Raw genomic sequence first — 23,200 nt, 5'->3', positions numbered from 1 at the left:
CAGCGGGGTGCATCTGAAACCACGAACACGTACTCGTGTAGCGTGGCTATCGCGCAGGAGAAGATCAAATTGCTCTATCCTGTTGATCAACAAGCCAAGTTCTTCGACCTGCAAGCGGAGGCTGATCTGCTCCTCAAACAGCTTCAAGCCCTCAAACAGCAGCGAACGGAGCAACCGGTTAGCCCAGTTTCATAGAGTTCCGAAGAGGTGAGAAATAGAGAGAAACTGTAACACTCTCTATTTCTCACCTCTTCCACTTTGAACGATATACTGATTCAGTCATTACTACGAACGTTTTAATATGCGATCGTTTTGGGCTGATCCGTATTTGTGGATTCATCTTGCAGGGATTGCGGCCGTGCCGCTGTCCCTGCTCGTTTGTTTATTAGGGTTGGCAGCAGGTGATCCGATTTTGCCACCTTGGTTGGAACTAGGACTCGTCGCGATCACGGGCATTGCGCCGATCACTTGGATGCAGCTTCAAAAACCCTTCTATATCTATAGTCTGCTAGCAGTGGCGCTCCGTCCTTCACAGTTAACCGAAGCACAAAGAAAGATTTTGGCAATGTTTGTCGCTCGTCGCAATCCGATCGCGGTTGGAGTTGCGGCGTTTGTTTTATTTCTGGCACTGAAGCAAATTTACGCAATCGCGCCGATCGCAGAAGCAATCACCCCGATTCCAGCTAGAGGCTCAGGGCTAATTGTGGCAGCGCTTGGATTTTTTGCAGCTAACTTATTTCTACAAGTGCCGCTTAGCGTTCTGCTGGTGATGCTATCGAGCGAGGCAGAAGTGGCGCTGATTCAGCCGATCGAAGTTGATCAAATTCTCAACCGTCTCTTCGTGTTCGGATTTCCAGTTAATGCGATCGTCCCGCCGCTTAGAGTGGATTCCACGACTTAAAAAGATCGTCTGGATTAGAGCAAATCGACTTAGGATAAAGAAAGGAACTTTACAGCAAAGCTCCGGCTCTATCCGCGATCGTCTCTGCTTAAAATCATGGCTTTTTTTCGTCAATACATTGCCCCCTTGATTGTCGTTTTGGTGTTTGTGTTCTCGCTGGTTGTCGTTAGCGCGCGGATTTTCCTGCCGAATGATATGGCAGCCCCCGCTCCGATCGAGGAGGCGAACCCGACCAGCGATAGGGCTCAGATTCCTGATGCCGATGCAGTCGCAGGGTTACCGCCGAACCTTGCACCCTTTATTCAAGGGTTGCCCAACGATCCGACCCAACTCTAAAGGCAGTGACGGAATTCATTCCAGGGTATTCGCTTGAACGCGGCACAGGCTCTAGACGCGATCGCGATCGGCTACTAAGCTTTATGCAGTGTACCTATCGTGAACTCTTCAAGGGCGAATTTTCTCAGCTTGAAGACGCGATCGACCGATTTTTTTCACCCGAAACGCCGCTCGTCTGGGTGCAAGGATCGAATGAATCAAGCTGGAACCCGATCGCTGGACTGTGGCTCGGAAGCGCGATCGATCAGGGCAGTGGCGATCGACAGGCTCATATTTTGTTGCTGTATGTCATGCCAGATCATCGACGGAAGGGAATAGGAGCGGCGCTAGTGCGCTACGCTGAAACATGGGCAAAGTTACGCGGCGATCGGCAAATCGGGCTGCAAGTGTTTGAAACAAATTTGCCTGCACTTGGACTTTACCGCGCTCTGGGATACGAAACTCAGTCGCGGTGGATGACCAAATCGATCGAATAGCTGGATAAAATACTTCTTATGTATAGCGATGACGATTTAACCGTTCTAGATATTGAAGCGGATTTAGAAGACCCGTTGGATCACATTCCGGCGATCGCTGATGAAGTCACGCCGAAACCGGATGCGGATGCGATGTTGCCGTTGCTGGACGCATCCGATATTCAGCAGCGAATGCTAGCGGCGCGGGTGTTTTGCGATGTGCAGGACGATCGGGCGATTCCGCAGTTAATTACGCTGTTAAGCGATCCCTGTCCGCTGGTGCGAGTAAGTGCGGCGTATGCGCTGGGTCGAAATCCGAGCCCTGATGCGGTTGAGCCGTTAATTGATCGCTATCGTCAAGATTGGAATGGCTATGTGCGAAAAGGAATTGTCTGGGCATTGGGAAATTGTCGCGATCGTCGATCGCTCGATACGTTAATCGAGGCGCTGAAAACGGATATCTCTGCGGTTAGGTTGTGGGCGGCGAGTTCTTTGGCACAGATGGCAACGTTGGGATATGAGGTTGTAGTTGCGGCTGTACCGCCATTAATTGAGGCGTTGCGGCGCGATCCAGTGGCGGCGATTCGCAGTAATTGCGCGTGGTCGCTGGGTGAGTTATGTCGCGAAATGCCCTCGAATGTGGTGTACGCAACCGCGATCGATGCCTTGATTGAAGCGTTTGCGGAAGACGAAGATAGCGGAGTGCGTGAGGATGCAAAAGCCTCAATGCTGAAGGTTGGCGATGCACGAGGCTTGCAGGTGATTGAGACGCTAGAGCAAGAGGATTGGTTCTAGTCTGCGTTTTGAATCGCGCGGCAGCACTGTTCGATCGATTGCCTTTCCCGCAGTGCTGTCACAAGCGCATCGTAAGCCGCTTGATGGTTCTGCAAAAGCTCTTTGGCTCTGAGAATCGATAATCGCTCACGTTGGGGCAGCTCAGAAGCGGGAATGCCTAACTTCACTAACGTCTCGCGAAATTTTTGGCGATCGTCCGTCCCGCCCTCAGAATTTCCAAAGGCTAACTGCTCTGCCGCAATTCCCGCCATCCACACCGTACAATAACGCTCGATCAGTTGAGCCGACAGCTTGCCTTGCTTTAATTCCGATTCAAGTTCTTGCGTGTCAAACTGCACGCCGCCTTGCCCGGATCGACCCTGTCGAAAGGCTTCCCAAGCGTTCAAGGTATAGCTCACAACCGGAATTTCAAGCTGTTGCGCTGTAAGAAAATGTCCGGCTTCGTGGCGTAGAACGCGATCGCGATATTCCGGTGAAAAACTGGCGAACCAGTCGAGCGCGATCAAGCCAAATTTCCCCTGCAATTGGAACGCATCCAGCGTCGCCAGTCCCAGAATGCTGAAGGTTGCGATCGCGGGAACCGCAGGTGGAATGTGCAGCAGTGGACTGAGTAACGTCGAAAGCGTCATGCCAAAAATACCAATGGCAACGAGATTTAGAGCCGTTTGATTCATGGTGAGGGACTGGGAAAAGGGGAAGCTTGCTGTTGCTGAAACTCTTTGGATTTGTAGAACGTTTCTAAACTGGCTTTATCTCCGACAAATCGCCAATGCCAGGGTTCATAAGTTACCCCCTGCTTGTTTCCTTTGGGAAAAGACAACTCAAAGTTAAATCGGGTAGCATTCTTGCTGAGCCACTGAAACGCGGGCGTTTTTTCAAAATCTGGACTGAGATTCGTGGCAGGAACATTGCCATCCCCGATGTCGATCGCATAACCCGTGTGATGTTCACTGTACCCAGGTGGGGCGCTCACTAAAGCCCGCTCCTGTAGCGTTTGCGATCGCTCTGCTTTGATCTCGAAATAAATTTGCTGTTGTTCGCTAATTGATCGAAATGCTGAAATCGGATTCAGAATAACTTCTTCTGCACTCGCTGCTGCCACCATCTCTCGAAACGCCCTTGCAGCAGGACTCCGCATCTTCATGGCTCCATCGGCGCTGATGGGTTCTAACTCAGATTTTGGCGCTTCAGGATAGGCAAAATGATTGAGAAGGCGCTCATCTGCGGATTGGGAACTGAGCGAAGCAGCCGGAGAAGGAGATGCTGCGACAGTGGGATTGCTGCGAGTTTGTGCAGCTTGATACGCAAACCAGCCGCCTCCAGACAGCAGCGCGATCGCACCGAACCCCCCCAACCCCCATAGCCAGGGAAGCAGTTGAGATTTCGGTTTAGCTAATTCAACCACCGTTTCACGTTCCGCGATCGGGATATCGTCAAACGATGGCGGATCCTGCTGCGACTTTCCCGGTTGGCTGGCGTTACTCAAAACGTCATCTCCTCAACGTTACTTTACATAGTATGTCAGGTGAACGAATGATCGCACATTAGAGACGCGCCAAGAAGCCGTAGTTCCCCGTACAACGCTGCCAATTATTGTCCTGTATACTGAACCCGATAAATCCGATTGTTTGCTTCGTCGGTAAATAAAAGACTGCCATCATTTAGAACGAGCAATCCAACCGGTCTACCCCAAGTCGTTGGGATTTTTGGATCAAGTAGAAATCCAGTGAGAAAGTCTTCGTACTGCCCTTGAGGGCGACCCTCGCTAAACGGCACGAACACGATTTTATACCCGGTTCCTTGTGAACGATTCCACGATCCTCGGAAGGCGACAAACGCACCGTTGCGATACTTTTCTGGAAAGGTATTGCCTGTATAAAAGCGCAGTCCTAATGCAGCAGAATGTGCCTCAAATAAAACATCAGGAGTGCGAGTCTTTGCCGCGAGATCAGGGCGAGTGCTCTTACCATCTGCCTTAAGGTGACGGGGATCTAGACGATCGGGGCTGAGATAAGCGTAGGGCCAGCCGTAGAATGCGCCTGCTTCGACCTGAGTGAGATAATCGGGGACTAAGCCATCTCCGAGGTTGTCACGTTCGTTCACCGTGGCGAATAATGTTCCGCTTTGGGGATTGAAGTCGAGTCCAACTGGATTTCTCAGCCCAGCGGCAAAAGTCTGCCGATCGCTCCCGTCTAAATTCATCACCTGAATCGAGGCGCGGGGTAAAGGTTCTTCATCGACATTTGATCGCGATCCGACAGAAACGTAAAGCTTTTGTCCGTCAGGGGATGCTACAACATTTCTCGTCCAGTGCTGGTTATACCCTTGTCCTGGAAGCTCTGTAATTTTTTCGCCTCGTCCTGAAATTTGATTATTTACGTAGGGAAACCGTAGAACTGCGTCAGTGTTGCCGACAAAAAACGAATCACCTGCAAACGTCATTCCAAGCGGTAAATTTAATCCGTTTTCGGCGGTGGCAAAGGGTCTACGGCTAAACACAGCACCATCTCGGTGCTGAAGCAGCATAATCCGGTTTTGACGAGTTTCAGTCACCAAGACCTCGCCGTTCGGAGTGAGTGCTAGCCAGCGCGGTCGATCGAGTCCTTCGGCAAAGACATTGACCGTGAATCCTGCCGGAACCCGCAACACCGGATTGTCTGGAACGGGCACCACAGATGGAGGCTTTGAAGCGCTATCTGGCTGACTCGGCGGTGGCAGTTGCGCCAAATCCACTCGGAGCGGCTGCGGTTCAAGCACTTCTGTGCGAATTGTGCGGCTTGGGGTGGAAGAAGCCTGTGCGGGTCGAGGCTCGCTTCCCGTTTCAGAAGGTTGCGTTGTGCAGGCACTTAATGCTGCGATCGCCAGCAGCATTGCAGCGAAGGCACTTTTAGAAGAACGAATCAGCATGAAGGCAGGAAAACAGTGCAGTTTCTAGCGTACAGATAGAAACACAATTTGACATCTTTGACGAGGTAGATGTTGCTAAGCCCGAAACCTTTTGCAGAATTTATTGAGAATCCCGCCTAATCCACTCAAGAAAACGGAGATTCTTCTTGCATTCTTCCCGGTTCCCCGATACGATGAGAATCGAAAAAAAATACGAAAACATTAGCGACAAACCGTAGAATAAGGAGAACACAATGAAGGGTTGGCGGTTCCAGACACAGTGGGCGAAGAATGCCCAAAGATTCCAAGCATTTTGGACACCCCGATCGCTACGCAAATCGGTCTCACTCTTTGTGATTGGTGTGAGCTTGAGCTTTGCGATCGCGGCTTGCGGCGGTGGCAATGATGCTTCAACGCCTGCTGCTGGAGGAAATGCCAGTCCGGTTTCCAATTCAGCAAAAGATGTTGAATTGACGCTAGTAAGCTACGCGATTCCGAAAGCGGCGCACGATGCAATTATTCCTAAATTTGTCGAGCAGTGGAAAAGAGAGAAAGGTCAAAACGTTACCTTTAAGCAAAGCTATGGGGGTTCTGGTTCTCAAACCCGCGCGGTTATCGACGGTTTAGAAGCCGACATTACGCATTTGGCGTTAGCCGCTGACACGGAGAAGCTGGTCAAAGCTGGACTGGTGAATTCAGGCTGGGAAGCCAGAGTGTCGAATAATGGCACGGTGGCGAAAACGGTAGCAGCGATCGTCGTGCGTCCTGGCAATCCCAAAAATGTTAAAACCTTCCAAGATTTGACCCGCGATGATGTGAAATGGGTCACGGCTGATCCGAAAACCTCAGGCGGCGCACGCTGGAATTTCCTAGTGTTGTGGAATGATGCCCTCAAACGCAACAACAATGATGAAGCGAAAGCGAAAGAGTTTGTGACCCAGGCCTACAAGAATGTGGCAGTGTTGGCGAAAGATGCTCGCGAATCAACTGACGCTTTTGCGAAACAAGGTCAAGGGGATGCGTTGATTCAATATGAAAACGAAGTCATTCTGGCGAAGCAAAAGGGAGAAGCGCTCGATTATGTTGCGCCCGACGTGAATATCTCGATCGATACTCCGGTGGCTATCGTGGATAAAAACGTAGACAAGCATGGAACCCGCGAGGTTGCTGAAGCCTTTGCGAAGTTCTTGTTTACTCCCGAAGCCCAGGCTGAATTTCTCAAGCTCGGCTTCCGTCCGCTCGATAGTGCTGCTGGAACGAAAGCGGATACGGCAAAACTGCCTCCTGTAACGAAATTGTCATCCATTCAGGATTTTGGTGGCTGGAGCAACGTGCAGACGAAATTCTTTGAAGATGGCGGCGTATTTGATCAGACGCTAGCTGCCTCCAAACAATAGTAGAGTTGATAGTTGATCCGCGATCGCGAAGCCTGGTGTAACCCTTGCTCATGACGATCGCGGAATTTCTCATTTGGAGTGATTGATGATGGTTGCTTCCAGTCCTACAGGATCTGAGAAAGTCCCAGTTTGGAAAATGATGGTTCGATCGGTCGTGCAAGCTCCATGGACGTGGCGCATCATGATCGGGTATCTCGCCGTGATGCTGTTTGTGCCTGTTACCGCAATGTTCTTAAGGGCATCAACGGTTGGCGTGGAGAGATTTTGGCAAATTGCGACAAGTCCGATCGCGCTTGCTACGTATGACATTACGTTTACAACTTCACTGATTGCAGCATTAATCAATGGTGTGTTTGGCACATTGATTGCTTGGGTGTTAGTTCGCTATGACTTTCCGCTCAAACGATTTATTGATGCGTCGGTTGATTTACCGTTTGCGTTGCCCACTGCGGTAGCGGGGTTAACGTTAGCCACGGTTTACAGCGAGAATGGCTGGATCGGTTCGCTGCTTACACCCTTTGGAATCAAAGTCGCATTCACACGATTAGGGGTCGGGATTGCGATGATCTTTATCTCATTACCGTTTGTGATTCGCACCGTGCAGCCTGTACTCGCTGAAATGGAAAAAGAAATCGAGGAAGCGGCTTGGAGCTTGGGCGCGTCAGATTGGCAAACGTTTCGGTATGTGATTCTGCCGCCGTTGTTGCCTGCAATCATAACGGGTGTGGCGCTAGGATTCTCGCGTGCAGTCGGTGAATATGGCTCAACGGTGATCATTGCTTCAAATACACCGTTTAAAGATCTAATTGCGCCTGTGTTAATTTTCCAGCGTCTTGAGCAATACGATTATGCGGGCGCAACTGTGATCGGAATTGTGTTGCTGTTTATTTCGTTAGTGATGCTGTTGGGCTTGAACCTCTTGCAAGCCTGGGGTCGTCGCTACGATACAGGTTCTTCAACTCGACGAGTAGGACATTAATCATGAGTACGATCGTTTCTTCGCCCCGCTCTAAATCAGGAGCGAAAAAGAAAGCTGAGTGGGTGCCGATCGTGCTGATTACGATCGCGATCGGGTTTCTCGCTCTGATTATTTACATTCCTGCGATTAACGTTTTTTACCAAGCGTTTAGGAAGGGAATGGGGCCATTTCTGGCAAATATACGGCAGCCGAATTTTATTACTGCGGTGAGATTAACGATCGCACTGGCAGCCATCTCAGTCCCGCTGAATACTATTTTTGGACTGTGTGCAGCCTGGGCACTGGCGCGGAAACAGTTCCGCGGTCGTACACTGTTGCTTAGCATCATCGATTTGCCGTTTGCGATCTCGCCTGTGGTTGCTGGGTTAATGCTGGTGTTGCTGTATGGGCGAAATGGTTGGTTTGGACCTGCCCTGCAGGCGGCAGATATCAAGATTATCTTTGCGTTTCCGGGAATGGTGTTGGCGACGATGTTTGTGAGCTTGCCGTTTGTGGCGCGGGAAGTGATCCCGGTGCTAGAGGAAATTGGTCCAGAGCAAGAAGAAGCAGCAAGCACACTGGGAGCTAGTAACTGGCAGACTTTTTGGCGGGTCACATTACCCAGTATTCGTTGGGGATTGCTTTATGGGTTGATTTTGACCAACGCAAGGGCAATGGGCGAATTTGGTGCGGTGTCGGTTGTGTCTGGGAACTTAGCTGGAAAGACGCAGAGTTTGCCGTTGTTTGTGGAAGAAGAGTACAAGCAATATGCGACTGAATCAGCTTACTCGGCGGCGGTATTGTTGGCGCTGTTAGCAGTAGTAACGTTGGTGGTGAAGGAGATTATGCAGCGTAAAACGCGGGTTCAAGACGAGCAGGAATAGGAAATCATCGCGCTAAGTGTTCTTCAATCAAGCATTGGTGCTTCGTTTTAGGCGGTCTCAGCCCCCTGGATCTTTTATTCTGGGGGATTTTGAGAAAGATGAAGAAGGCTCGATCTCTAGAACGCTCTAATCGCAAAGTTGAGAAACGCTTTCTCAAGCAGAATCGAGCCAATGAAAGTCTTAATTAATCTCCTCAAAGTTCCCCACTCGTGGGGCATTTGGGGGGCACAATCCACCTAAACCGAAGCAAAAAAAATCAGGGCGTAATACCCTGATCCATGTGAAGCGTTTATCAACGGAAACCTAAAAATCTATAAAAACATCCGAGAAGCGAACTTCTCAAAATTTGCTTGTGTTTGATGAAGGAGCTGTTCTCGACTATCTGGCGTATTCGTTAAGCTAGGAACTAAATTCCGGGCTTGAAGCGCCATATGCAATTGGAGATGAGCAACATACTCGCTGAATTCTTCTTGGGAAGCTGATTGTGTCAACGAGGTTTTTAATAACTCTGATGTGCGCGAATCCAAAGTGTTCTCTCCTAGACGATCGACAAATTACCGTCGGTGGTAGTCGAACGAAGCTGAATCATCCGACAGATTGATTATTCCAGCAAAGTTAGGGTTTGCGCCACACTTCTTCAAAGATGTTTACGTTATTCATTAAATTTTCTGATCAAACCTTCGATTCCTTCAACGATCGAGATCTTCGTGTTTAACTTTTGCTCAAGTTCTTCGACGCTCATATCGTCGAGAAATACGGCCTCACCTTGCTTGAGCATCACAGACGGCAACAGAATGCCATCGCCTAAATTCTGCCCCTGAAGCGCCATCAAGATGTCTCGACCCGTGAGCAATCCGGTTACAGTAATGCTTTGTCCCCAGTAATCGCTGTTGAGGGCAACCATGCGAACGGTTAAGCCTTCGACCTGACTGAAGCGATCAAGCAGTGGTGTAAAGGCTTTCTCAACTGCATTTCCCAGAACCCAAACATAACTTCGACTAGGTGTAACTTTCTTTGGCAGTCGTTTCGCTGCCGTCTCAAATTCTTTTAGAAACAGACGAATGGAACCGACTCCGTTTCCAATCTGCGGATAGTCTCCGTAGTCTGATTCGGGCGGTAAATCCATTCCCGCGATCAAAAACCACTCGTCGGCTAACCAGACGATCGTCGCTCCGTATTCTTTCCGAAATCGGGCTTGCAGTGCTTGAACTTGGGCGATCACCTCTCGCGCCTTCTCTGGTGAAACGGGGATTAATTCATCTTCAGTCGGACGAAATCGCGTTAAACCGACCGGGACAACCGCGATCGATGCCACCGCCGGAATTTCTTCTTTGTGAAACTGGGCGAGATCTTCGATCGTCCGGATGAAATGTTCGCCGTCATTAATTCCAGGACACAATACAACTTGAGCATGAACCTGTAAAAGCCGCTCTTGGAACCAGTGCAATTGCTCCAAGATTTGCCCTGCGCGGAGGTTCTTGAGCAAGCGAATTCTTACCTCTGGCTCCGTCGCATGAACCGAAACATAGAGCGGCGAAAGCCTCATGCGCTCAATTCGACTCCATTCCCGCTGAGTTAGGTTGGTTAGGGTGAGATAGCTTCCGTAGAGAAAGCTCAGTCGATAGTCATCATCTTTGAAGTAAAGACTTTCCCTCTTTCCGGGGGGCTGTTGGTCAATAAAGCAGAATGGACAGCGATTTGTACACTGCATCAAGCCATCAAACAAAGCTGTGTCGAACTCTAAGCCCAGATCCTCATCGTAATCTTTCTCGATCTCGATGTGATGGGTTTTGCCTTTCTGATCCAGCACTTCGAGTTCTATGAATTCGTCTGCACATAGAAACTGATAATCAATCAAATCGCGGGGCTTTTCACCGTTGATCGACACAACTCGATCGCCCGCTTCAAACCCAATTTCTTCTGCGATCGACTCTGATAATACACGGGTGATTAAAGCTGGACGGATAGAAAGCTCGCTCATGACTCGAAATTACACGGCTTTTCTAGTCTAAACTCCCTTCAAAAGCTTTGTGGCGATCGCCACAAACAACGTGACACCCAACGCCAGACGATACCAAACAAAGACCCAGGTACTCTGACGCTGAAGGAATTTCAACAACCAAGCGATCGACAAATACGAAAAGATAAAGGCCGATACAACGCCCACAAGCAGCGGTAAACCTTTATCGGCTTCTTGTAGCACGTCTTGCGCTTGAACGAGAGTTGCAATTGCTAGCGTTGGAATGCCTAGTAAAAATGAAAATCGTGCGGCGGTCTCTCGACGCAATCCAAGAAATAATGCTGCGGTTAAAGTCGAACCCGATCGCGAAGCTCCAGGCAGTAAAGCAATCATTTGCCCTAAACCTACGAGAATTCCGTCTTTAATCTCCAGTTCATCAAAGCCGCGTTTCCGGGTTCCAATTTTCTCTGCCAATCCAAGTAAAAGCGACATGACGATCGACATCGTGGCGATAACCATCACGCTTTCTGGCAGCATATTTAATTTCTTCAGCACAAATCCCACTCCTAGTGCTGGAATTGTGCCGATCGCAATACCGACCAAAATTTTCCATTCCTCGCGATTCCAGTCTTTGCGCTTAAGTGCCGTCAATGCGCCTGACAGAATTGCCCGAATATCTTTCCAGAAGTAAATCACAACCGCAATCACGCTGCCGAATTGAATCGCATCGATCGCGGCTTTATTCCATTGATTTTGCCAGCCGAAGATGTCTGTAAAAATAATCAAATGAGCGGTACTACTAATCGGCAAAAACTCTGTAATGCCTTGAACCAAGCCCAGCACAATGCCTTGAAACAAAGCAAAAAGACCATCGACCTGATTCGCGACGAGAAAAACTGGCATCATGCGCTTCCTTAAACCTACTGAGGGACAACACTCTCGCTGTGAGTTTACAGCCTTTCTAAAAAATGCTGATGATCAATTCCGAAATTCTTCAGCGATTTCCGTAAAATTCCACTACGATTAGAGACATCCCCCCAGGGGGTATCCGCCGAAAGGAATGATTCAGCCTTTTCGATTGACAGTCTGAAGATTTCCTATGGTAGTGTTAAGTTAAGTTAACAAAATTAACAGGTTTAAGAATCCTTGCTTACCTATCCGCCCCATTCCAAAACAACCTACTCTCCAGAGGCTGAAGTGATTGCGGTTTCTGAATCTTCTTTCGTTGAGTGCTCTGCTCCCCCCCGTGGGCTTCTCATTTTCGGTGCATCGGTCTTTTTAGTTTCGGTTCCCGTTTTTTTTGAAGCTCCCCTTGTACGATCGCTCCCTCTCCTCTGCCTGATGCTAACTTCAGTCTGGGTTTGGCTCTCGATCGCACTTTCCGCAAAACCTCACACAAAGCACTGGGGCGAACTCCTCACAGGATTTACCTGGACTTGGTTGGCTGGATCGCTCTACTGGGGCTGGATGCGCTGGGAACCGACGCTGCACCTCCCGATTGAAGCGATTGGATTACCGATCGCGATTTGGGGTCTCAGACAAAATTGGTGCAAGCTGGGAAACTTCTTCTACTTAGGCTCGTTGTTTGGGACTGCACTCACCGATCTTTACTTTTATCTTACGGATCTGATTCCCTACTGGCGCAAACTCATGCAGGTTGAACCCGATGCCGTTCAGCCTGTCTTTCAGCAAGCTCTGATTCAGATGTACACACCGTCGGGTATCTTCTGGGTGATTGTACTAGCAGCTTCATTACTCATCGTTGGTATGGCTTCGCTACGAATGAAAACAGCACCTTGGATTGCGTTTGGTGGCGCGGTGCTGAGTACAATCCTGGTTGACAGCTTATTTTGGGTTGCAGCGACCCTGGCATAGCTACTTAGAGTTCATGAATTCCTTCTAAGTAGCTACGCCAGAATTGCGGAAATTACGGGCAAAAATAATTTACCTTACTTTCATATTCCAAGCGCTACTACTGAAACATTTCCGCGTTGAGCGTTGCATCATAAGGGAGGATGCACTCTTTCCTTGTTGAGCCTGTGGTCATTCTCCAACCCATTCCCCACCTTGTGCTGCACAGCAGCGATCTGAATAGCCGCCAGCTTCCGTTGGTGGGAAACAATTGCTGGACGATCGGACGGAGCGAAGACAATACCTTTGTGATTCCCGATCGCTGGATTTCTCGAAATCACGCAATGCTGCAATCGATGGAAACTGGGGAATTTTACCTGATCGATTTGGGCAGTCGGAATGGAACTTTTGTCAATGGGCGACGCGTGAGTATCCCGGTCACTTTGCGGAATGGCGATCGTTTAACCTTTGGGCAAACTGAACTGGATTTTGTTTGCCCCCAAAATCGCCCAACCGCCAACGCTGACGATTCTGACTCTAGAGACTTCACAGCGACCGCAACCCTTCATGTCCGCCGTTTAATCTCAGTTTTGGTGATTGATATTCGCGACTTTACAGTTCTGACGCGCCAACTCGACGAGAAGGTGCTGTCTGAAGTGATCGGGACTTGGTTTCGGCAAGCAGGCAATATTATTCGGGAGTATGGAAGCTGGGTTGACAAGTATATTGGCGATGCGGTGATGGCAGTCTGGACGCACGGAGCGCAGGGAGTCGATCGAGATGAGGCGCTACGGATTTGTCAGGCGATCGCTGCACTACACCAGATGACCAGTAATCTGTATCATCAATACCCGCTACCATTTCCGTTAAAGATTGGGGCAGGAGTGAATACGGGATTTGCGATGGTGGGCAACACTGGAAGCGGCGATCGACCAGACTACACGGCCTTAGGCGACACGGTAAACGCTGCATTTCGGCTGGAATCCGCGACCAAGCAGCTTGGACTAGATATTGCTTTAGGTGAGCGGACTTATCAACATCTCGCGGAACAAATCGGCAATGTGCAGTTTTTTGAGCGCTACAGCGTTGACCTCAAAGGATATGACACGCCCACTCCGACTCATGCTTGCTCGTTTGCCGATCTCGATCGCTTCCTCCGAGCAACGCTAGGGACTGTCCGTTGATTTCGATGCAGCAAGATTCTCCGATCGTATCCGCAAGATGATAGGCTCTAATAAAAGCTGTGTATTGCGTTTGCTCGATCCAGTTGGGAGGGACTAACAATGAAACGTTTGATTCGCTTTTTGGCGGTTTTTAGTTTGGTGGTGGGCTGTCTGGGTTGGTTATCCCAAACCGCAGTCGCAGCAAACTTGAATAGAGTGACGGTGTTAGCGGCAGACTACCGCAACGTCGTGGAAGATAAAATGGCGACCGAGTTCGGTAAGAAGCTCGATTTGAACAACACGAATGTTCGTGCTTTCCGCCAACTGCCGGGATTGTATCCGACTTTAGCAGGCTTGATTGTGAAAAATGCGCCTTATGAATCGGTAGAGGATGTACTCAACATTCCAGGCTTGAGCGACAAGCAAAAGGAACTTCTAGAAGCGAATTTAGATAACTTCGTGGCGACTGAAGTGTCTAAAGAGCTAGTGGAAGGGGGCGATCGCTATAACAACGGCATTTACCGCTAATATAGTTTTCACTTTGTAGGCTGACGCTCTATGCAGGGTTTAATCTGCATAGAGCGATTTTTTATTTCAGGGAAAGCGATGTTGCAATCTGCGTATGATGTGTTGGTGGTCGGGGCAGGCGCGGCAGGGTTATACACAGCGCTCTCGCTGCCTCAGCATTACCGAGTCGGTTTGATTACGAAAGATAGTGTGGCTCGCTCTGCCAGTGATTGGGCGCAGGGTGGGATTGCGGCGGTGATCGACCCACAAGACTCGGCTTCGCTCCATATTACCGATACATTAGTTGCGGGAGCGGGCTTATGCGACGAGGATGCGGTTAAGTTTTTAGTTGAAAATGCGGCGGAATGTATTCATCATCTGGTTGATTTGGGGGTGGCGTTCGATCGTCACAATCATCAATTAGCGCTGACCTTAGAGGCAGCGCATTCCCGGCGGCGGGTGCTTCATGCGGCAGATACGACTGGGCGAGCCGTAGTGAGTGTTTTAGCCGAACGGGTGCTAGAACAACAGAATATTCAGGTTTTAGACCAAACCTTTGTGCTGGATTTGTGGTTGGATTCGGAAAATCAGTGTCAAGGCGTTTGTTTGATTTACAAATCTGAGGTGCATTGGGTTCGCGCTCAGGCAGTGATTTTGGCAACTGGGGGAGGGGGACAGGTTTTTGCTCAGACGACCAATCCGGCGGTGAGTACCGGGGATGGAGTGGCGATCGCGCATCGAGCCGGAGTGCTTCTGCGCGATTTAGAATTTATGCAGTTTCATCCGACGGCGTTGACCAAACCGGGTGCGCCAAGATTTTTGATTAGTGAAGCAGTGCGGGGAGAAGGGGCGCATTTGATCGATCGCTCCGGGTATCGGTTTGCGTTTGATTATCATCCTTCTGGTGAACTGGCTCCCCGTGATGTGGTGAGCCGCGCTATTTTCAATCACATTCAAAAAACTGAAGCCGATCCTGCGACTGCTACCGTTTGGCTGGATTTGCGCCCGATTCCCACCGAGACGATTCAGCATCGATTCCCAAACATTATTCAGGTTTGCCAAAAATGGGGAGTCGATGTGTTCAAAGAGCCGATTCCTGTTGCACCTGCAGCACATTACTGGATGGGGGGAATTGGGACGGATTTAGAGAACCAGACTTCGATCGCGCATCTCTATGCCGTAGGTGAAACTGCAAGTACCGGAGTTCATGGAGCCAATCGCTTGGCAAGCAATTCGCTGTTGGAATGTTTGGTGTTTGGAGCGCAGTTCCGATCGCTATCGCTAGACCCGATTTCCGCAGCCCCTCTAAAAGCGGTTGAAACTTTATCAGTTGAGTTCGACCCGGAGCCAATTGAGCAATTCCGTGCTGCTTTACGTCGGTTGGTTTGGCAGAGTGCGGGAATTTCGCGAGAGCAGAAAACGCTAGATGCTGCGATCGCTCAAGTTCAATCTTGGCAGCAGGAATTTCTGCAACTGCCGCTGAGCCAGCTTTTATGCAATTTCAAGCTTGATCGCGCTCTTAAGCTGAATCTTTCTGCTCAAGATCTTCGATCTTGGGGTGAGCTGTACAACTTATTCGATATTGCGGTGTTGATCCTAAAGAGTGCAGCGCTCAGAACGGAAAGTCGCGGCGGACATTACCGATCGGACTTTCCTCAAACGTCTGAAACTTGGCGAGTCCACACGCTCGTCAAACAAAATCACTGGACAACTGCGCCCGTTAGAGATATTTCTGCACCACTTGCCAACCCGTGATCGACACCCAGACGAGGCTCAAACACAGCAAGAAGTTTACGCCTACATGCACTGATCGCGCCCAAGGCTGGCTTGGAATCTGCACCGCGCTCCAAACCGAGAGAAATATGAGTTCTACCACTGCCAGCCCTGACCAAAGATGGTTAGAATGCCCTAAACTGCCGTAGTGACCTAGCGTTCCAACGATTCCAATGCCAAGTAAAACTAGAACGAGAACCGCGATCGCAATTCCCACACCGATATGGATCGATCGCAGTCGTTTCGCTCCAAACAGCAATTCTGATCCAGTCACGACTTGAACCAGATACGCGGCGATCGTTAGACCCATTGCCCAAGCTGCAATCCGCCACAGCCAAATAAAAGAAGGTAAATCCAAAGCCTTCACCGAACTTGTCTTCTTCATTGTGCAAAAAAACAGCCACGATCGGTCATGGTGATCGTGGCTATTGATTTGAAATCAGTCTTTTAACCCGTAAGCGGTACTCTTAAGCAATGACTAATCTTAAAGAAATGTAAGTATACAAAGCTTTATGAGTCTGTCGAAGCCATTGCTAATCCTAGAGGTTTGGAAAACGGTTCGTCCTCGCCCTCCTCGCTCACCATCAAGCTTGAACAGGGAATAGTGTCCGACAAGATCGCGCTTGCCATCATTCCTGTGTGAATTTCAAGTTGAGCGTTTGCGCTCGCTTCAAAAAGTAACCGTTGCCCCGGAAAAACTACACGCTCAAAATACCAATTCGGTACATTTGTAATTCGAGCAATTTGAATTTGACTCGTTGCATTCACATAACAACAAAGAATGGGATCAGATCCACCCAATGGTAGAGGATCAAGAGTTTGAGGCATGGCAGTTAAAGACCCTACGTTAAATAACAGGCTGTTTCTGAACACTAACACTGGGCGATCCCTGGCGACTGTAAACGCGATTACCAATGTTGCTTTTTAAGACGATTTGTGCGTTGAAATTGAGCCATATCAAGCGATTAACAAACAATTAAGTCTGCTTAATCTCTGAATACTGAATACAACAAACTTGCATTCAATATTTAGTAAGAAAAATTAATCATGATTGACGACTGCGCTTCTGGAGATAAAACTGGCGCTTAGCCATGCAGAGAACTGAAGTCAGTGATATCGTAAAGTTATGTGAAATAAATTCAGGATCTCGATGCGGGATCTTGCATCGGGCGACTGTGAGTAAAATGCTATGGAAACTCGAATTCTCTACGTTCGACTGCCTTGTAATCCCATTTTTCCGATCGGTGTGGTTTATCTTGCCGATCATGTTCATAAACAGTTTCCAAACATTACGCAAAAGATTTTTGATTTAGGCACGGTTCCGCCCCTGGATTATGTCTCAGCGCTTGATGCTTGCATTGATGAGTTTCAGCCCACTTTGCTGGTGTACTCTTGGCGCGATATTCAGATTTACGCTCCGGTCGGTGGACGGGGAGGCAACCCGCTTCAGTATACGTTTGAATACTATTACGCCTCGAATCCGCTACTGAAAGCGCGAGGCGCAATGGGTTTACTCCGAATTGCATCAGGCTATTACGGGGAACTGTGGCGCAATTCTAATCTGATTCAACGCGGCGTGAAACGCGCCAAACGCTACAATCCCGATGCGAAAGTGGTTGTGGGTGGCGGTGCGGTAAGTGTGTTTTATGAGCAAGTGGCGAAAAGCTTGCCAAAAGGCACGATCGTTTCGGTGGGTGAAGGGGAAACGCTGCTAGAGAAATTGCTGCGCGGTCAGGATTTTCTTGATGAACGCTGCTATATCGTCGGAGAGACGAAACCCCGCGATCGCATGATTCATGAGTTTCCAACTCCGATCGAAAAAACTGCCTGCAACTACGATTACATTGCACAGATTTGGAAAGAGTTTGAATATTACTTTCAGTCTCAGGATTTCTACATCGGAGTGCAGACCAAGCGCGGCTGTCCGCATAACTGCTGCTACTGCGTTTACACGGTGATCGAAGGCAAGCAAGTGCGGATCAATCCTGCCGATGAAGTTGTTAAAGAAATGAAGCAGCTTTACGACAAAGGCATTCGCAACTTCTGGTTTACCGATGCTCAGTTTATTCCGGCTCGCAAATACATGGATGATGCGATCGAACTGCTGCAAAAAATTGTCGATGCAGGCATGACGGATATCCACTGGGCAGCTTACATTCGGGCGGACAATCTCACGCCGCAGCTTGCGGATTTGATGGTTAAAACTGGAATGAATTACTTTGAAATCGGCATCACGAGCGGATCTCAAGAACTCGTTCGTAAAATGAGAATGGGCTACAACCTCAGAACCGTTTTAGAGAATTGTCGCGATCTCAAAGCCGCCGGATTTAACGATCTCGTTTCCGTGAACTATTCGTTTAACGTAATCGATGAGCGACCGGAAACGATTCGACAAACGATCGCCTATCACCGTGAACTCGAACGCATTTTTGGAGCAGATAAAGTTGAGCCTGCAATCTTCTTTATCGGTCTGCAACCGCACACCCATCTAGAAGAGTACGCCTTCAAAAACGGCATTCTTGAGCCAGGATACGACCCAATGAACGTCAAACCTTGGACAGTCCGAAAACTGCTTTGGAATCCAGAACCGCTCGGCTCATTCTTTGGGGAAGTGTGTTTGCAAGCATGGAAACGCAATCCCAATGATTTTGGGCGCGAAGTTATGGATATTCTAGAAGAAAGACTCGGACGCGCCGACCTTGAAGAAGCGTTAACCGCGCCGATCGACAAGCCCAACTCTCAACTCGTTACCGCCTCTTAATTCCCCCGCTTTCTTACTTCTCCCACTGATATGCTGGAAGGTTCGATTCTCAATGATCTCCGAGTGGCTCACCAACCGGGAGCGATCGGCAAGCGCCCCCTTAATTTTGGTGTGTACTACAAAAACACGCTCGTTTCGCTCTGTCACGCGCTGGAAGACTGTATCCTCAGTTGCTCTAGTGCGCCGCTAGTGATCACTGCTTTCCAACGGGGAAAATGGTACCTCGCAGAAGCCGATCGCTACGGTGAAATCGCCGATCATGCTCAACAGATTGTGATCATGGCTTCTGGAGATACAGGCTTTGCGGAACATTCCACTAGCCAACGATCAAATGTGGCGTTAGTCGAATTAGAAAAATCTGATCCGGTCGCTCAAGAATGGCACTTGATAATTCTCGCTCCTTCGTATACTGCGATGGTGCTGTGCCAAGAGCTTACGCCGGAAGATTATGGGGTGCAAGGCGTTCCGACTGAGGATCTAGAGCGCAAGTTCTACGGATTCTGGACATTCGAGGCAGGGTTAGTCGAAGAAACGGTCAACATTGCGATCGCTCATATCGAGCGGTACAACCCCGACTTGGCAAATCAACTACGATCGCGAGTATCTGAAGTTTCCGTTCAAACCAGCGAACAGGACGAGATTTATCAAGCTGTTTCGATGGTGGTGAACTATCTTCAGGCGGGACAGGAAGATTTGCGAGCGCGCTCAAAGCACGAAGCCCTGGATAACAATCTAACTTCCAATGAGCTTCAAGCCTTTCTCCGACTGGCTCAACTGATCGATCAAACCGATATCAGCAATCCAAATGCGGCGGCTGAAGTGGCAACCTTGTCTGAGGCAATGGCACAACTGCTCGATCTTCCCGCGTGGCAGTTGAATCGATTAAAACTCTCAGCATTGCTGCACCGATTAGCATTCCTGCGGCGAGCGGATAGTGTTCTAAGTCCGGGAAGTTTTGGACGAATTTCTGAGCACCAAACTGAAGAAGCGCCTTGCTGCCCGATCGTTCCCGGTGCCCAAATTCTGCGAAACATGGGACGAATGAACGCGATCGCCACGATCGTCACGCACCAATCTGAGCAATGGAACGGGCAAGGACAACCCGCCGGGCTTGCAGGCGATGAGATTCCCCTAGAATCAAGAATTCTCGGTTTACTGGCAGAGTTTCAGCAGCGAGTCACCCAGAAGCAATCAACGAATCCTGAGACGGCTTTGAACCATGCCCTTGCTCAATGTCAGGCAGAAGCAGGCGATCGCTGGGATAGCAAGCTGGTTGAAGCCTTGGGTCTTTTAGTCAGTGCCATGCAGCAAGGATTGAGCTTACCGATTCAAACTCCCAAAATTGCTGCTGGAATGTGGCTTCTGGATTCACACTCGGATGACGAGCTGTTAGATTTGTCTGACAAAGTAACGGAGCAGGTGTGATGGACATTGGGGCAATTCGATCGGGGAAAGTCAAACAGCTTGCAGGTGCGGATCTCCAGGATGAAGATCTCTCGAAAGCTGAATTAAGCGGTGCAAATCTTGCAGGTGCAAAGCTCGCTGGCGTAGATTTCACAAACGCAAAGTTATCCGGTGCCGTACTAGACGGTGCGAACCTAGTCGGATGTCAACTGATTGGCACAGATTTGCGGGCGACCTTGACAGGTGCGAACTTGATGCAGGCAGATTTAACCGAGGCGGATCTGCGCGGGAGTAACTTGCGGGGTGCGAACTTGATGCGATCGCGCCTCACTCGTGCCAACTTAGCGGGTGCATTCCTGAGTGGCACAAATTTAATGGGAGTCAGTTTACAAGGCGTTGATCTGCGTGGGGCTGACCTGCGGGGTGCGAACCTGAGCGGCGTTAACTTGCACGGAGCAAACTTGTGCCAAGCCGATCTGCAAGGCGCACAACTCACCGAAGCAAACTTAGAGGAAGCTGACTTACAGGGAGCGAACCTAGCAGGCGCAAACTTGGCAGGCGCAAATTTACTTTGTGCTGACCTCCAGGACGCAAATCTTGAAGGCGTGAATTTGATCGGAGCTTGTACGGTCGGAACAGCGATCGATCAAGCGAGCAATCAAGGCGCGATCGCCTCCAAGATCTCTTAGCTATCGGTTGGTAAGCTGGTTGCAGGCTGCATACTTGCGAGACCAAGGTGGAATAGCGCATCTTGAATAATCAGATCCGGCGAGATTTCTGTAAACATCTGCACGCTTTGCCGAACTTGGTCGATCGCTTTGGGATTGTCGAGCAAATCGCGAATTTCTTCACAGAACGGGAGCGATCGCCGAATCTCGTAATTTCACCCCTAAGGTGGAATCCCTTAGATAGAACGGGAAGCTTAGAACTGTTGGCAACAGTTGAGAAATGTTTATGCCTATCTCTTCCCGCCTTCTATCGATCACAGGCTGGAGCTATTTGGTGAGCCTTTTGCTGTGGTTGAGCTTTCGTTTGCTGTTTTTCGATCGCTTCTGGTGGTTAGCGCTGCTCAATACAATTGCACCATATCTGTTCTTGCCGTTAGTCATCCTTCTGCCTTTGGCGCTTTGGCATCGAAGGCGAACACTATTTTTTGGGATGATTTTGGGTTGTCTGCTGCTTGTGATGTGGGTACAACCTCGACTCCACTTTTTCTCTAAGGCTGTACCCACAACTCCAGCAGGTTCGCTGCTTAAAGTGATGACGTTTAACATACTGTGGAGCAATCAAGACTACGACAAGATTGCACAGATGATTCGTCAAACAAAACCAGATTTGATTGGGGTACAGGAGCTACAACCGAATCAGCTATCCAACTTGCTCAAAGCGATCGCTCCAGACTACCCGCATCACACAATTCATCCGGTCGATCTCTTTCATACCGTTGCATTGTTTAGTCGCTTGCCCATTGAAACCGCTAAACCCTTACCTGAACCGCCGATAGAACGCGGAATTCAAGCGATAGTCCGCATCGGGGATCAGCACCTCAATGTTTTAGTCACGCATCTTGCTCCGAATAATATGCCACTATTGCCGATCGATCAATTTATTGCTGAAACTCGCGATCGCTATGCACGCCGAGCCGCAGAAGCGACTTATCTCAAAGAACTGGTACAACAGCGATTGCTGCCCACCCTGATGTTGTGCGACTGTAATCTAACCGACACTTCTGAGGCTTACCAACAGCTACGCAAGCACTTCAAAGATAGTTTTCAGGAGCGAGGTCAGGGATTAGGACACACACTCTTTATCAGTGGTGTACCCTTTCCAGTTCAACGAATTGATTACATTTGGCACAGTGAGGAGCTTGAAGCGATTGATGCCTCTGTTGCTCCCGATGGCGGCTCGGATCATCTCCCAGTCGTCGCGACCCTAAAGATTCGATAGGGATTATTTCAAATCAGCGTGTCTGCTGAAATGAGTTCCAACTGATGCAGTTAGCTCGCTGATTGCTTGCTTCACTTCGTTTAAGAACAATGTTTGTCGATCGTAATACCACTGCTGAGCTTCTTGAGCGGCTTCTGGTGATTGTTCAGCGTTAATCGCTGCCATCAATTGTTGAGCAAAGCTTCGTGGCAGATCCGCGATCTCCACGGTTTGCGGCGGATTAGCAATGCCTCGCAGCGCGATCGTAGTCGCTACAATATGAGATCCCGAAGCGATCGCGTCCAACGTCTTGATTTGAATTCCACCGCCGCTCAAGGTCGGAATCGCCATCACTCGCGCCTGCATCATAAACACCTGCGAATCTTCGACAAATCCTTGATAGACCAGATTCGGATAGCGATCGCTCAGCCAATCTGCTCCTCGACCCGCGACGTGAATAGTGAGCGACTCTGGAAGCAGTGGATACACCGCTTCTAAAAACCATCGCAACCCTTCTTCGTTTGGCTTCCATGCCCAGCTACCAATAATGCCAATATCAAACATCTTCGCAACAGTTTCAGTCTGTCTGCTGACAAACCCCGAAGGCAAGCTCAATGTTCTTGCCTTTGTGAACTGAGCAAAATAGTTCGCATCATGCTGCGTCAACGCCCAGACTTCTGCGACTGAAGCTGCCGTTTTTGCTTCTAGTGCTTCAACGGTTGCAGCTTCACGTCCGTAAACCCACTTTGCCAGCCTATTGCTTGATCGCTGATAGTGTTGGCGATACATATCATGTTCTAGATTGTGAGCCACTAAAATCACTCTGGGATGATCAATTACATCGAGCAACCAGCCAAGCTGGGCGTGATCAATCACGATCGCATCATACACCTCAGCCGACAACAGCGACTGAACTTGCTTGATATAGCGGCGTGTGAGATATTTCGCTGCAGAATAAGGCATCCGCTTGATCAGGCTCAGCGCAAACCAGCCCATTGCTTTGAACTTTGCTTTTTTCGTCTCAACAGCACGATCAGCAACGAGTACCTCATGCGCTGCCTTATGTAATGCACCATCCTCTTTTCGACCATAGCCCAGCACAGTGACCGTGCATCCCGCTTGCTGCAGCGCCTCGACGATGTTTTGAGACGCAATTTCACTGCCATGCAGCTTACGAGCAGGAAGTACAGTGGTGAGAAACAGAACGTTCATGATGATTTAGCTTGGTGAATATAAAGGACAG

The 23,200-nt window shown here is 49.4% G+C and carries 26 protein-coding genes; 16 read left to right on the top strand and 10 right to left on the bottom strand.

All coding sequences use genetic code 11. The features are described 5' to 3' along the window. Positions 1-69: 69 nt before the first annotated feature. The 5 genes from NC980_RS05575 to NC980_RS05555 all read left to right on the top strand — a co-directional run bounded on the left by NC980_RS05575 (position 70) and on the right by NC980_RS05555 (position 2,487). Positions 70-195, top strand: a complete 126-nt coding sequence (locus tag NC980_RS05575; protein ID WP_348253908.1) for a hypothetical protein — start codon at positions 70-72, stop codon at positions 193-195. A 106-nt stretch (positions 196-301) separates the two neighbouring features. Continuing rightward, on the top strand, positions 302-901 hold the full coding sequence (locus tag NC980_RS05570; protein ID WP_190377785.1) for a low-complexity tail membrane protein: 600 nt from the start codon (positions 302-304) through the stop codon (positions 899-901). 96 nt (positions 902-997) lie between these two features. Then, positions 998-1,237: a hypothetical protein gene (locus tag NC980_RS05565; RefSeq protein WP_190377784.1), complete on the top strand. Its 240-nt coding sequence runs from the start codon at positions 998-1,000 to the stop codon at positions 1,235-1,237. Between the two features lie 5 nt (positions 1,238-1,242). Further along, entirely contained in the window at positions 1,243-1,713 is a 471-nt protein-coding gene (locus NC980_RS05560; RefSeq protein WP_190377783.1) for a GNAT family N-acetyltransferase, read from the top strand. An 18-nt stretch (positions 1,714-1,731) separates the two neighbouring features. Next, the gene (locus tag NC980_RS05555; protein WP_190377782.1) at positions 1,732-2,487 is read left to right on the top strand and encodes a HEAT repeat domain-containing protein; all 756 of its coding nucleotides are present in this window, start codon (positions 1,732-1,734) and stop codon (positions 2,485-2,487) included. On the opposite strand, the gene NC980_RS05550 is transcribed toward NC980_RS05555, so the two are convergent. The 3 genes from NC980_RS05550 to NC980_RS05540 all read right to left on the bottom strand — a co-directional run bounded on the left by NC980_RS05550 (position 2,484) and on the right by NC980_RS05540 (position 5,394). After that, complete coding sequence (locus tag NC980_RS05550) at positions 2,484-3,161, bottom strand: ATP-dependent Zn protease (RefSeq protein WP_190377781.1); 678 nt, start codon at positions 3,159-3,161, stop codon at positions 2,484-2,486. The two genes, NC980_RS05555 and NC980_RS05550, sit on opposite strands and share 4 nt — an antisense overlap. Next, a complete protein-coding gene (locus NC980_RS05545; protein ID WP_190377780.1) occupies positions 3,158-3,973 on the bottom strand; it encodes a M15 family metallopeptidase in 816 nt (271 codons plus the stop codon). Before NC980_RS05545 ends, NC980_RS05550 begins: the two co-directional genes overlap by 4 nt. A 104-nt stretch (positions 3,974-4,077) precedes the next feature. Then, positions 4,078-5,394 carry a sorbosone dehydrogenase family protein gene (locus NC980_RS05540; RefSeq protein WP_242027054.1) on the bottom strand — a complete coding sequence of 439 codons (1,317 nt, stop codon included), beginning with the start codon at positions 5,392-5,394 and terminating at the stop codon, positions 4,078-4,080. A gap of 233 nt (positions 5,395-5,627) precedes the next feature. Here NC980_RS05540 and NC980_RS05535 point away from each other — a divergent pair, with 233 nt between their 5' ends. From NC980_RS05535 to cysW, 3 genes are all read left to right on the top strand, one after another. Beyond that, entirely contained in the window at positions 5,628-6,770 is a 1,143-nt protein-coding gene (locus NC980_RS05535) for a sulfate ABC transporter substrate-binding protein (protein ID WP_190377779.1), read from the top strand. Positions 6,771-6,855: 85 nt separating this feature from the next. Further along, positions 6,856-7,749, top strand: a complete 894-nt coding sequence (cysT, locus tag NC980_RS05530) for a sulfate ABC transporter permease subunit CysT (RefSeq protein WP_190377778.1) — start codon at positions 6,856-6,858, stop codon at positions 7,747-7,749. A 2-nt stretch (positions 7,750-7,751) separates the two neighbouring features. Further along, positions 7,752-8,612: a sulfate ABC transporter permease subunit CysW gene (gene cysW / locus NC980_RS05525; protein ID WP_190377777.1), complete on the top strand. Its 861-nt coding sequence runs from the start codon at positions 7,752-7,754 to the stop codon at positions 8,610-8,612. A gap of 311 nt (positions 8,613-8,923) precedes the next feature. On the opposite strand, the gene NC980_RS05520 is transcribed toward cysW, so the two are convergent. The 3 genes from NC980_RS05520 to NC980_RS05510 all read right to left on the bottom strand — a co-directional run bounded on the left by NC980_RS05520 (position 8,924) and on the right by NC980_RS05510 (position 11,478). Continuing rightward, entirely contained in the window at positions 8,924-9,103 is a 180-nt protein-coding gene (locus NC980_RS05520; RefSeq protein WP_190378022.1) for a hypothetical protein, read from the bottom strand. Between the two features lie 161 nt (positions 9,104-9,264). Beyond that, positions 9,265-10,593, bottom strand: coding sequence for a TIGR03279 family radical SAM protein (locus NC980_RS05515; protein ID WP_190377776.1), 1,329 nt, complete (start codon positions 10,591-10,593; stop codon positions 9,265-9,267). A 27-nt stretch (positions 10,594-10,620) separates the two neighbouring features. Next, a complete protein-coding gene (locus NC980_RS05510; RefSeq protein WP_190377775.1) occupies positions 10,621-11,478 on the bottom strand; it encodes an undecaprenyl-diphosphate phosphatase in 858 nt (285 codons plus the stop codon). Between the two features lie 294 nt (positions 11,479-11,772). Here NC980_RS05510 and NC980_RS05505 point away from each other — a divergent pair, with 294 nt between their 5' ends. The 4 genes from NC980_RS05505 (at position 11,773) to nadB (ending at position 15,848) form a co-directional block, all read left to right on the top strand. Beyond that, entirely contained in the window at positions 11,773-12,447 is a 675-nt protein-coding gene (locus NC980_RS05505) for a DUF3120 domain-containing protein (protein ID WP_347272646.1), read from the top strand. 140 nt (positions 12,448-12,587) lie between these two features. Beyond that, on the top strand, positions 12,588-13,607 hold the full coding sequence (locus NC980_RS05500) for an adenylate/guanylate cyclase domain-containing protein (RefSeq protein WP_199298600.1): 1,020 nt from the start codon (positions 12,588-12,590) through the stop codon (positions 13,605-13,607). A 99-nt stretch (positions 13,608-13,706) separates the two neighbouring features. Further along, complete coding sequence (gene psbU / locus NC980_RS05495; protein ID WP_190377773.1) at positions 13,707-14,114, top strand: photosystem II complex extrinsic protein PsbU; 408 nt, start codon at positions 13,707-13,709, stop codon at positions 14,112-14,114. A gap of 78 nt (positions 14,115-14,192) precedes the next feature. Continuing rightward, on the top strand, positions 14,193-15,848 hold the full coding sequence (nadB, locus tag NC980_RS05490) for an L-aspartate oxidase (RefSeq protein ID WP_190377772.1): 1,656 nt from the start codon (positions 14,193-14,195) through the stop codon (positions 15,846-15,848). On the opposite strand, the gene NC980_RS05485 is transcribed toward nadB, so the two are convergent. Both NC980_RS05485 and NC980_RS05480 read right to left on the bottom strand, forming a co-directional pair. Then, positions 15,814-16,224, bottom strand: coding sequence for a DUF4079 family protein (locus tag NC980_RS05485; RefSeq protein ID WP_190378020.1), 411 nt, complete (start codon positions 16,222-16,224; stop codon positions 15,814-15,816). The genes nadB and NC980_RS05485 overlap by 35 nt on opposite strands. 152 nt (positions 16,225-16,376) lie before the next feature. Then, positions 16,377-16,694, bottom strand: a complete 318-nt coding sequence (locus NC980_RS05480; protein ID WP_242027052.1) for a DUF1830 domain-containing protein — start codon at positions 16,692-16,694, stop codon at positions 16,377-16,379. A 361-nt stretch (positions 16,695-17,055) separates the two neighbouring features. Between NC980_RS05480 and NC980_RS05475 the strand changes: the two genes are divergently transcribed. From NC980_RS05475 to NC980_RS05465, 3 genes are read left to right on the top strand one after another with little or no spacing between them, the layout of a single operon-like run. Beyond that, a complete protein-coding gene (locus tag NC980_RS05475; RefSeq protein ID WP_190377770.1) occupies positions 17,056-18,627 on the top strand; it encodes a photosystem II high light acclimation radical SAM protein in 1,572 nt (523 codons plus the stop codon). A 30-nt stretch (positions 18,628-18,657) separates the two neighbouring features. After that, positions 18,658-20,052, top strand: a complete 1,395-nt coding sequence (locus NC980_RS05470; RefSeq protein ID WP_190377769.1) for a DICT sensory domain-containing protein — start codon at positions 18,658-18,660, stop codon at positions 20,050-20,052. Next, positions 20,052-20,720, top strand: coding sequence for a pentapeptide repeat-containing protein (locus NC980_RS05465; RefSeq protein WP_190377768.1), 669 nt, complete (start codon positions 20,052-20,054; stop codon positions 20,718-20,720). Before NC980_RS05470 ends, NC980_RS05465 begins: the two co-directional genes overlap by 1 nt. Here NC980_RS05465 and NC980_RS05460 read toward each other — a convergent pair. After that, complete coding sequence (locus NC980_RS05460; RefSeq protein ID WP_190377767.1) at positions 20,717-20,866, bottom strand: hypothetical protein; 150 nt, start codon at positions 20,864-20,866, stop codon at positions 20,717-20,719. The two genes, NC980_RS05465 and NC980_RS05460, sit on opposite strands and share 4 nt — an antisense overlap. Before the next feature lie 119 nt (positions 20,867-20,985). Here NC980_RS05460 and NC980_RS05455 point away from each other — a divergent pair, with 119 nt between their 5' ends. Then, positions 20,986-21,978, top strand: coding sequence for an endonuclease/exonuclease/phosphatase family protein (locus NC980_RS05455; protein ID WP_190377766.1), 993 nt, complete (start codon positions 20,986-20,988; stop codon positions 21,976-21,978). 3 nt (positions 21,979-21,981) lie between these two features. Here NC980_RS05455 and NC980_RS05450 read toward each other — a convergent pair whose 3' ends face one another. Then, entirely contained in the window at positions 21,982-23,169 is a 1,188-nt protein-coding gene (locus NC980_RS05450) for a glycosyltransferase (RefSeq protein WP_190377765.1), read from the bottom strand. Positions 23,170-23,200: the final 31 nt, after the last annotated feature.

This window comes from Leptolyngbya sp. AS-A5 (assembly GCF_039962495.1).
Classification (GTDB): domain Bacteria; phylum Cyanobacteriota; class Cyanobacteriia; order Leptolyngbyales; family Leptolyngbyaceae; genus Leptolyngbya.
The sequence above is the reverse complement of the archived record's forward strand: the minus strand, read 5'-3'. Positions and strand labels throughout refer to the sequence as shown.

Bases quoted from the DNA above. Each gene is read 5' to 3' on its own strand.
- NC980_RS05450 (WP_190377765.1), bottom strand. From the start codon at position 23,169: ATGAACGTTCTGTTTCTCACCACTGTACTTCCTGCTCGTAAGCTGCAT.
- NC980_RS05570 (WP_190377785.1), top strand. From the start codon at position 302: ATGCGATCGTTTTGGGCTGATCCGTATTTGTGGATTCATCTTGCAGGG.
- NC980_RS05550 (WP_190377781.1), bottom strand. From the start codon at position 3,161: ATGAATCAAACGGCTCTAAATCTCGTTGCCATTGGTATTTTTGGCATG.
- cysW (WP_190377777.1), top strand. From the start codon at position 7,752: ATGAGTACGATCGTTTCTTCGCCCCGCTCTAAATCAGGAGCGAAAAAG.
- nadB (WP_190377772.1), top strand. From the start codon at position 14,193: ATGTTGCAATCTGCGTATGATGTGTTGGTGGTCGGGGCAGGCGCGGCA.
- NC980_RS05515 (WP_190377776.1), bottom strand. From the start codon at position 10,593: ATGAGCGAGCTTTCTATCCGTCCAGCTTTAATCACCCGTGTATTATCA.
- psbU (WP_190377773.1), top strand. From the start codon at position 13,707: ATGAAACGTTTGATTCGCTTTTTGGCGGTTTTTAGTTTGGTGGTGGGC.
- NC980_RS05510 (WP_190377775.1), bottom strand. From the start codon at position 11,478: ATGATGCCAGTTTTTCTCGTCGCGAATCAGGTCGATGGTCTTTTTGCT.
- cysT (WP_190377778.1), top strand. From the start codon at position 6,856: ATGATGGTTGCTTCCAGTCCTACAGGATCTGAGAAAGTCCCAGTTTGG.
- NC980_RS05480 (WP_242027052.1), bottom strand. From the start codon at position 16,694: ATGCCTCAAACTCTTGATCCTCTACCATTGGGTGGATCTGATCCCATT.
- NC980_RS05500 (WP_199298600.1), top strand. From the start codon at position 12,588: ATGCACTCTTTCCTTGTTGAGCCTGTGGTCATTCTCCAACCCATTCCC.
- NC980_RS05465 (WP_190377768.1), top strand. From the start codon at position 20,052: ATGGACATTGGGGCAATTCGATCGGGGAAAGTCAAACAGCTTGCAGGT.
- NC980_RS05555 (WP_190377782.1), top strand. From the start codon at position 1,732: ATGTATAGCGATGACGATTTAACCGTTCTAGATATTGAAGCGGATTTA.
- NC980_RS05455 (WP_190377766.1), top strand. From the start codon at position 20,986: ATGCCTATCTCTTCCCGCCTTCTATCGATCACAGGCTGGAGCTATTTG.
- NC980_RS05470 (WP_190377769.1), top strand. From the start codon at position 18,658: ATGCTGGAAGGTTCGATTCTCAATGATCTCCGAGTGGCTCACCAACCG.
- NC980_RS05475 (WP_190377770.1), top strand. From the start codon at position 17,056: ATGGAAACTCGAATTCTCTACGTTCGACTGCCTTGTAATCCCATTTTT.
- NC980_RS05540 (WP_242027054.1), bottom strand. From the start codon at position 5,394: ATGCTGATTCGTTCTTCTAAAAGTGCCTTCGCTGCAATGCTGCTGGCG.
- NC980_RS05565 (WP_190377784.1), top strand. From the start codon at position 998: ATGGCTTTTTTTCGTCAATACATTGCCCCCTTGATTGTCGTTTTGGTG.
- NC980_RS05535 (WP_190377779.1), top strand. From the start codon at position 5,628: ATGAAGGGTTGGCGGTTCCAGACACAGTGGGCGAAGAATGCCCAAAGA.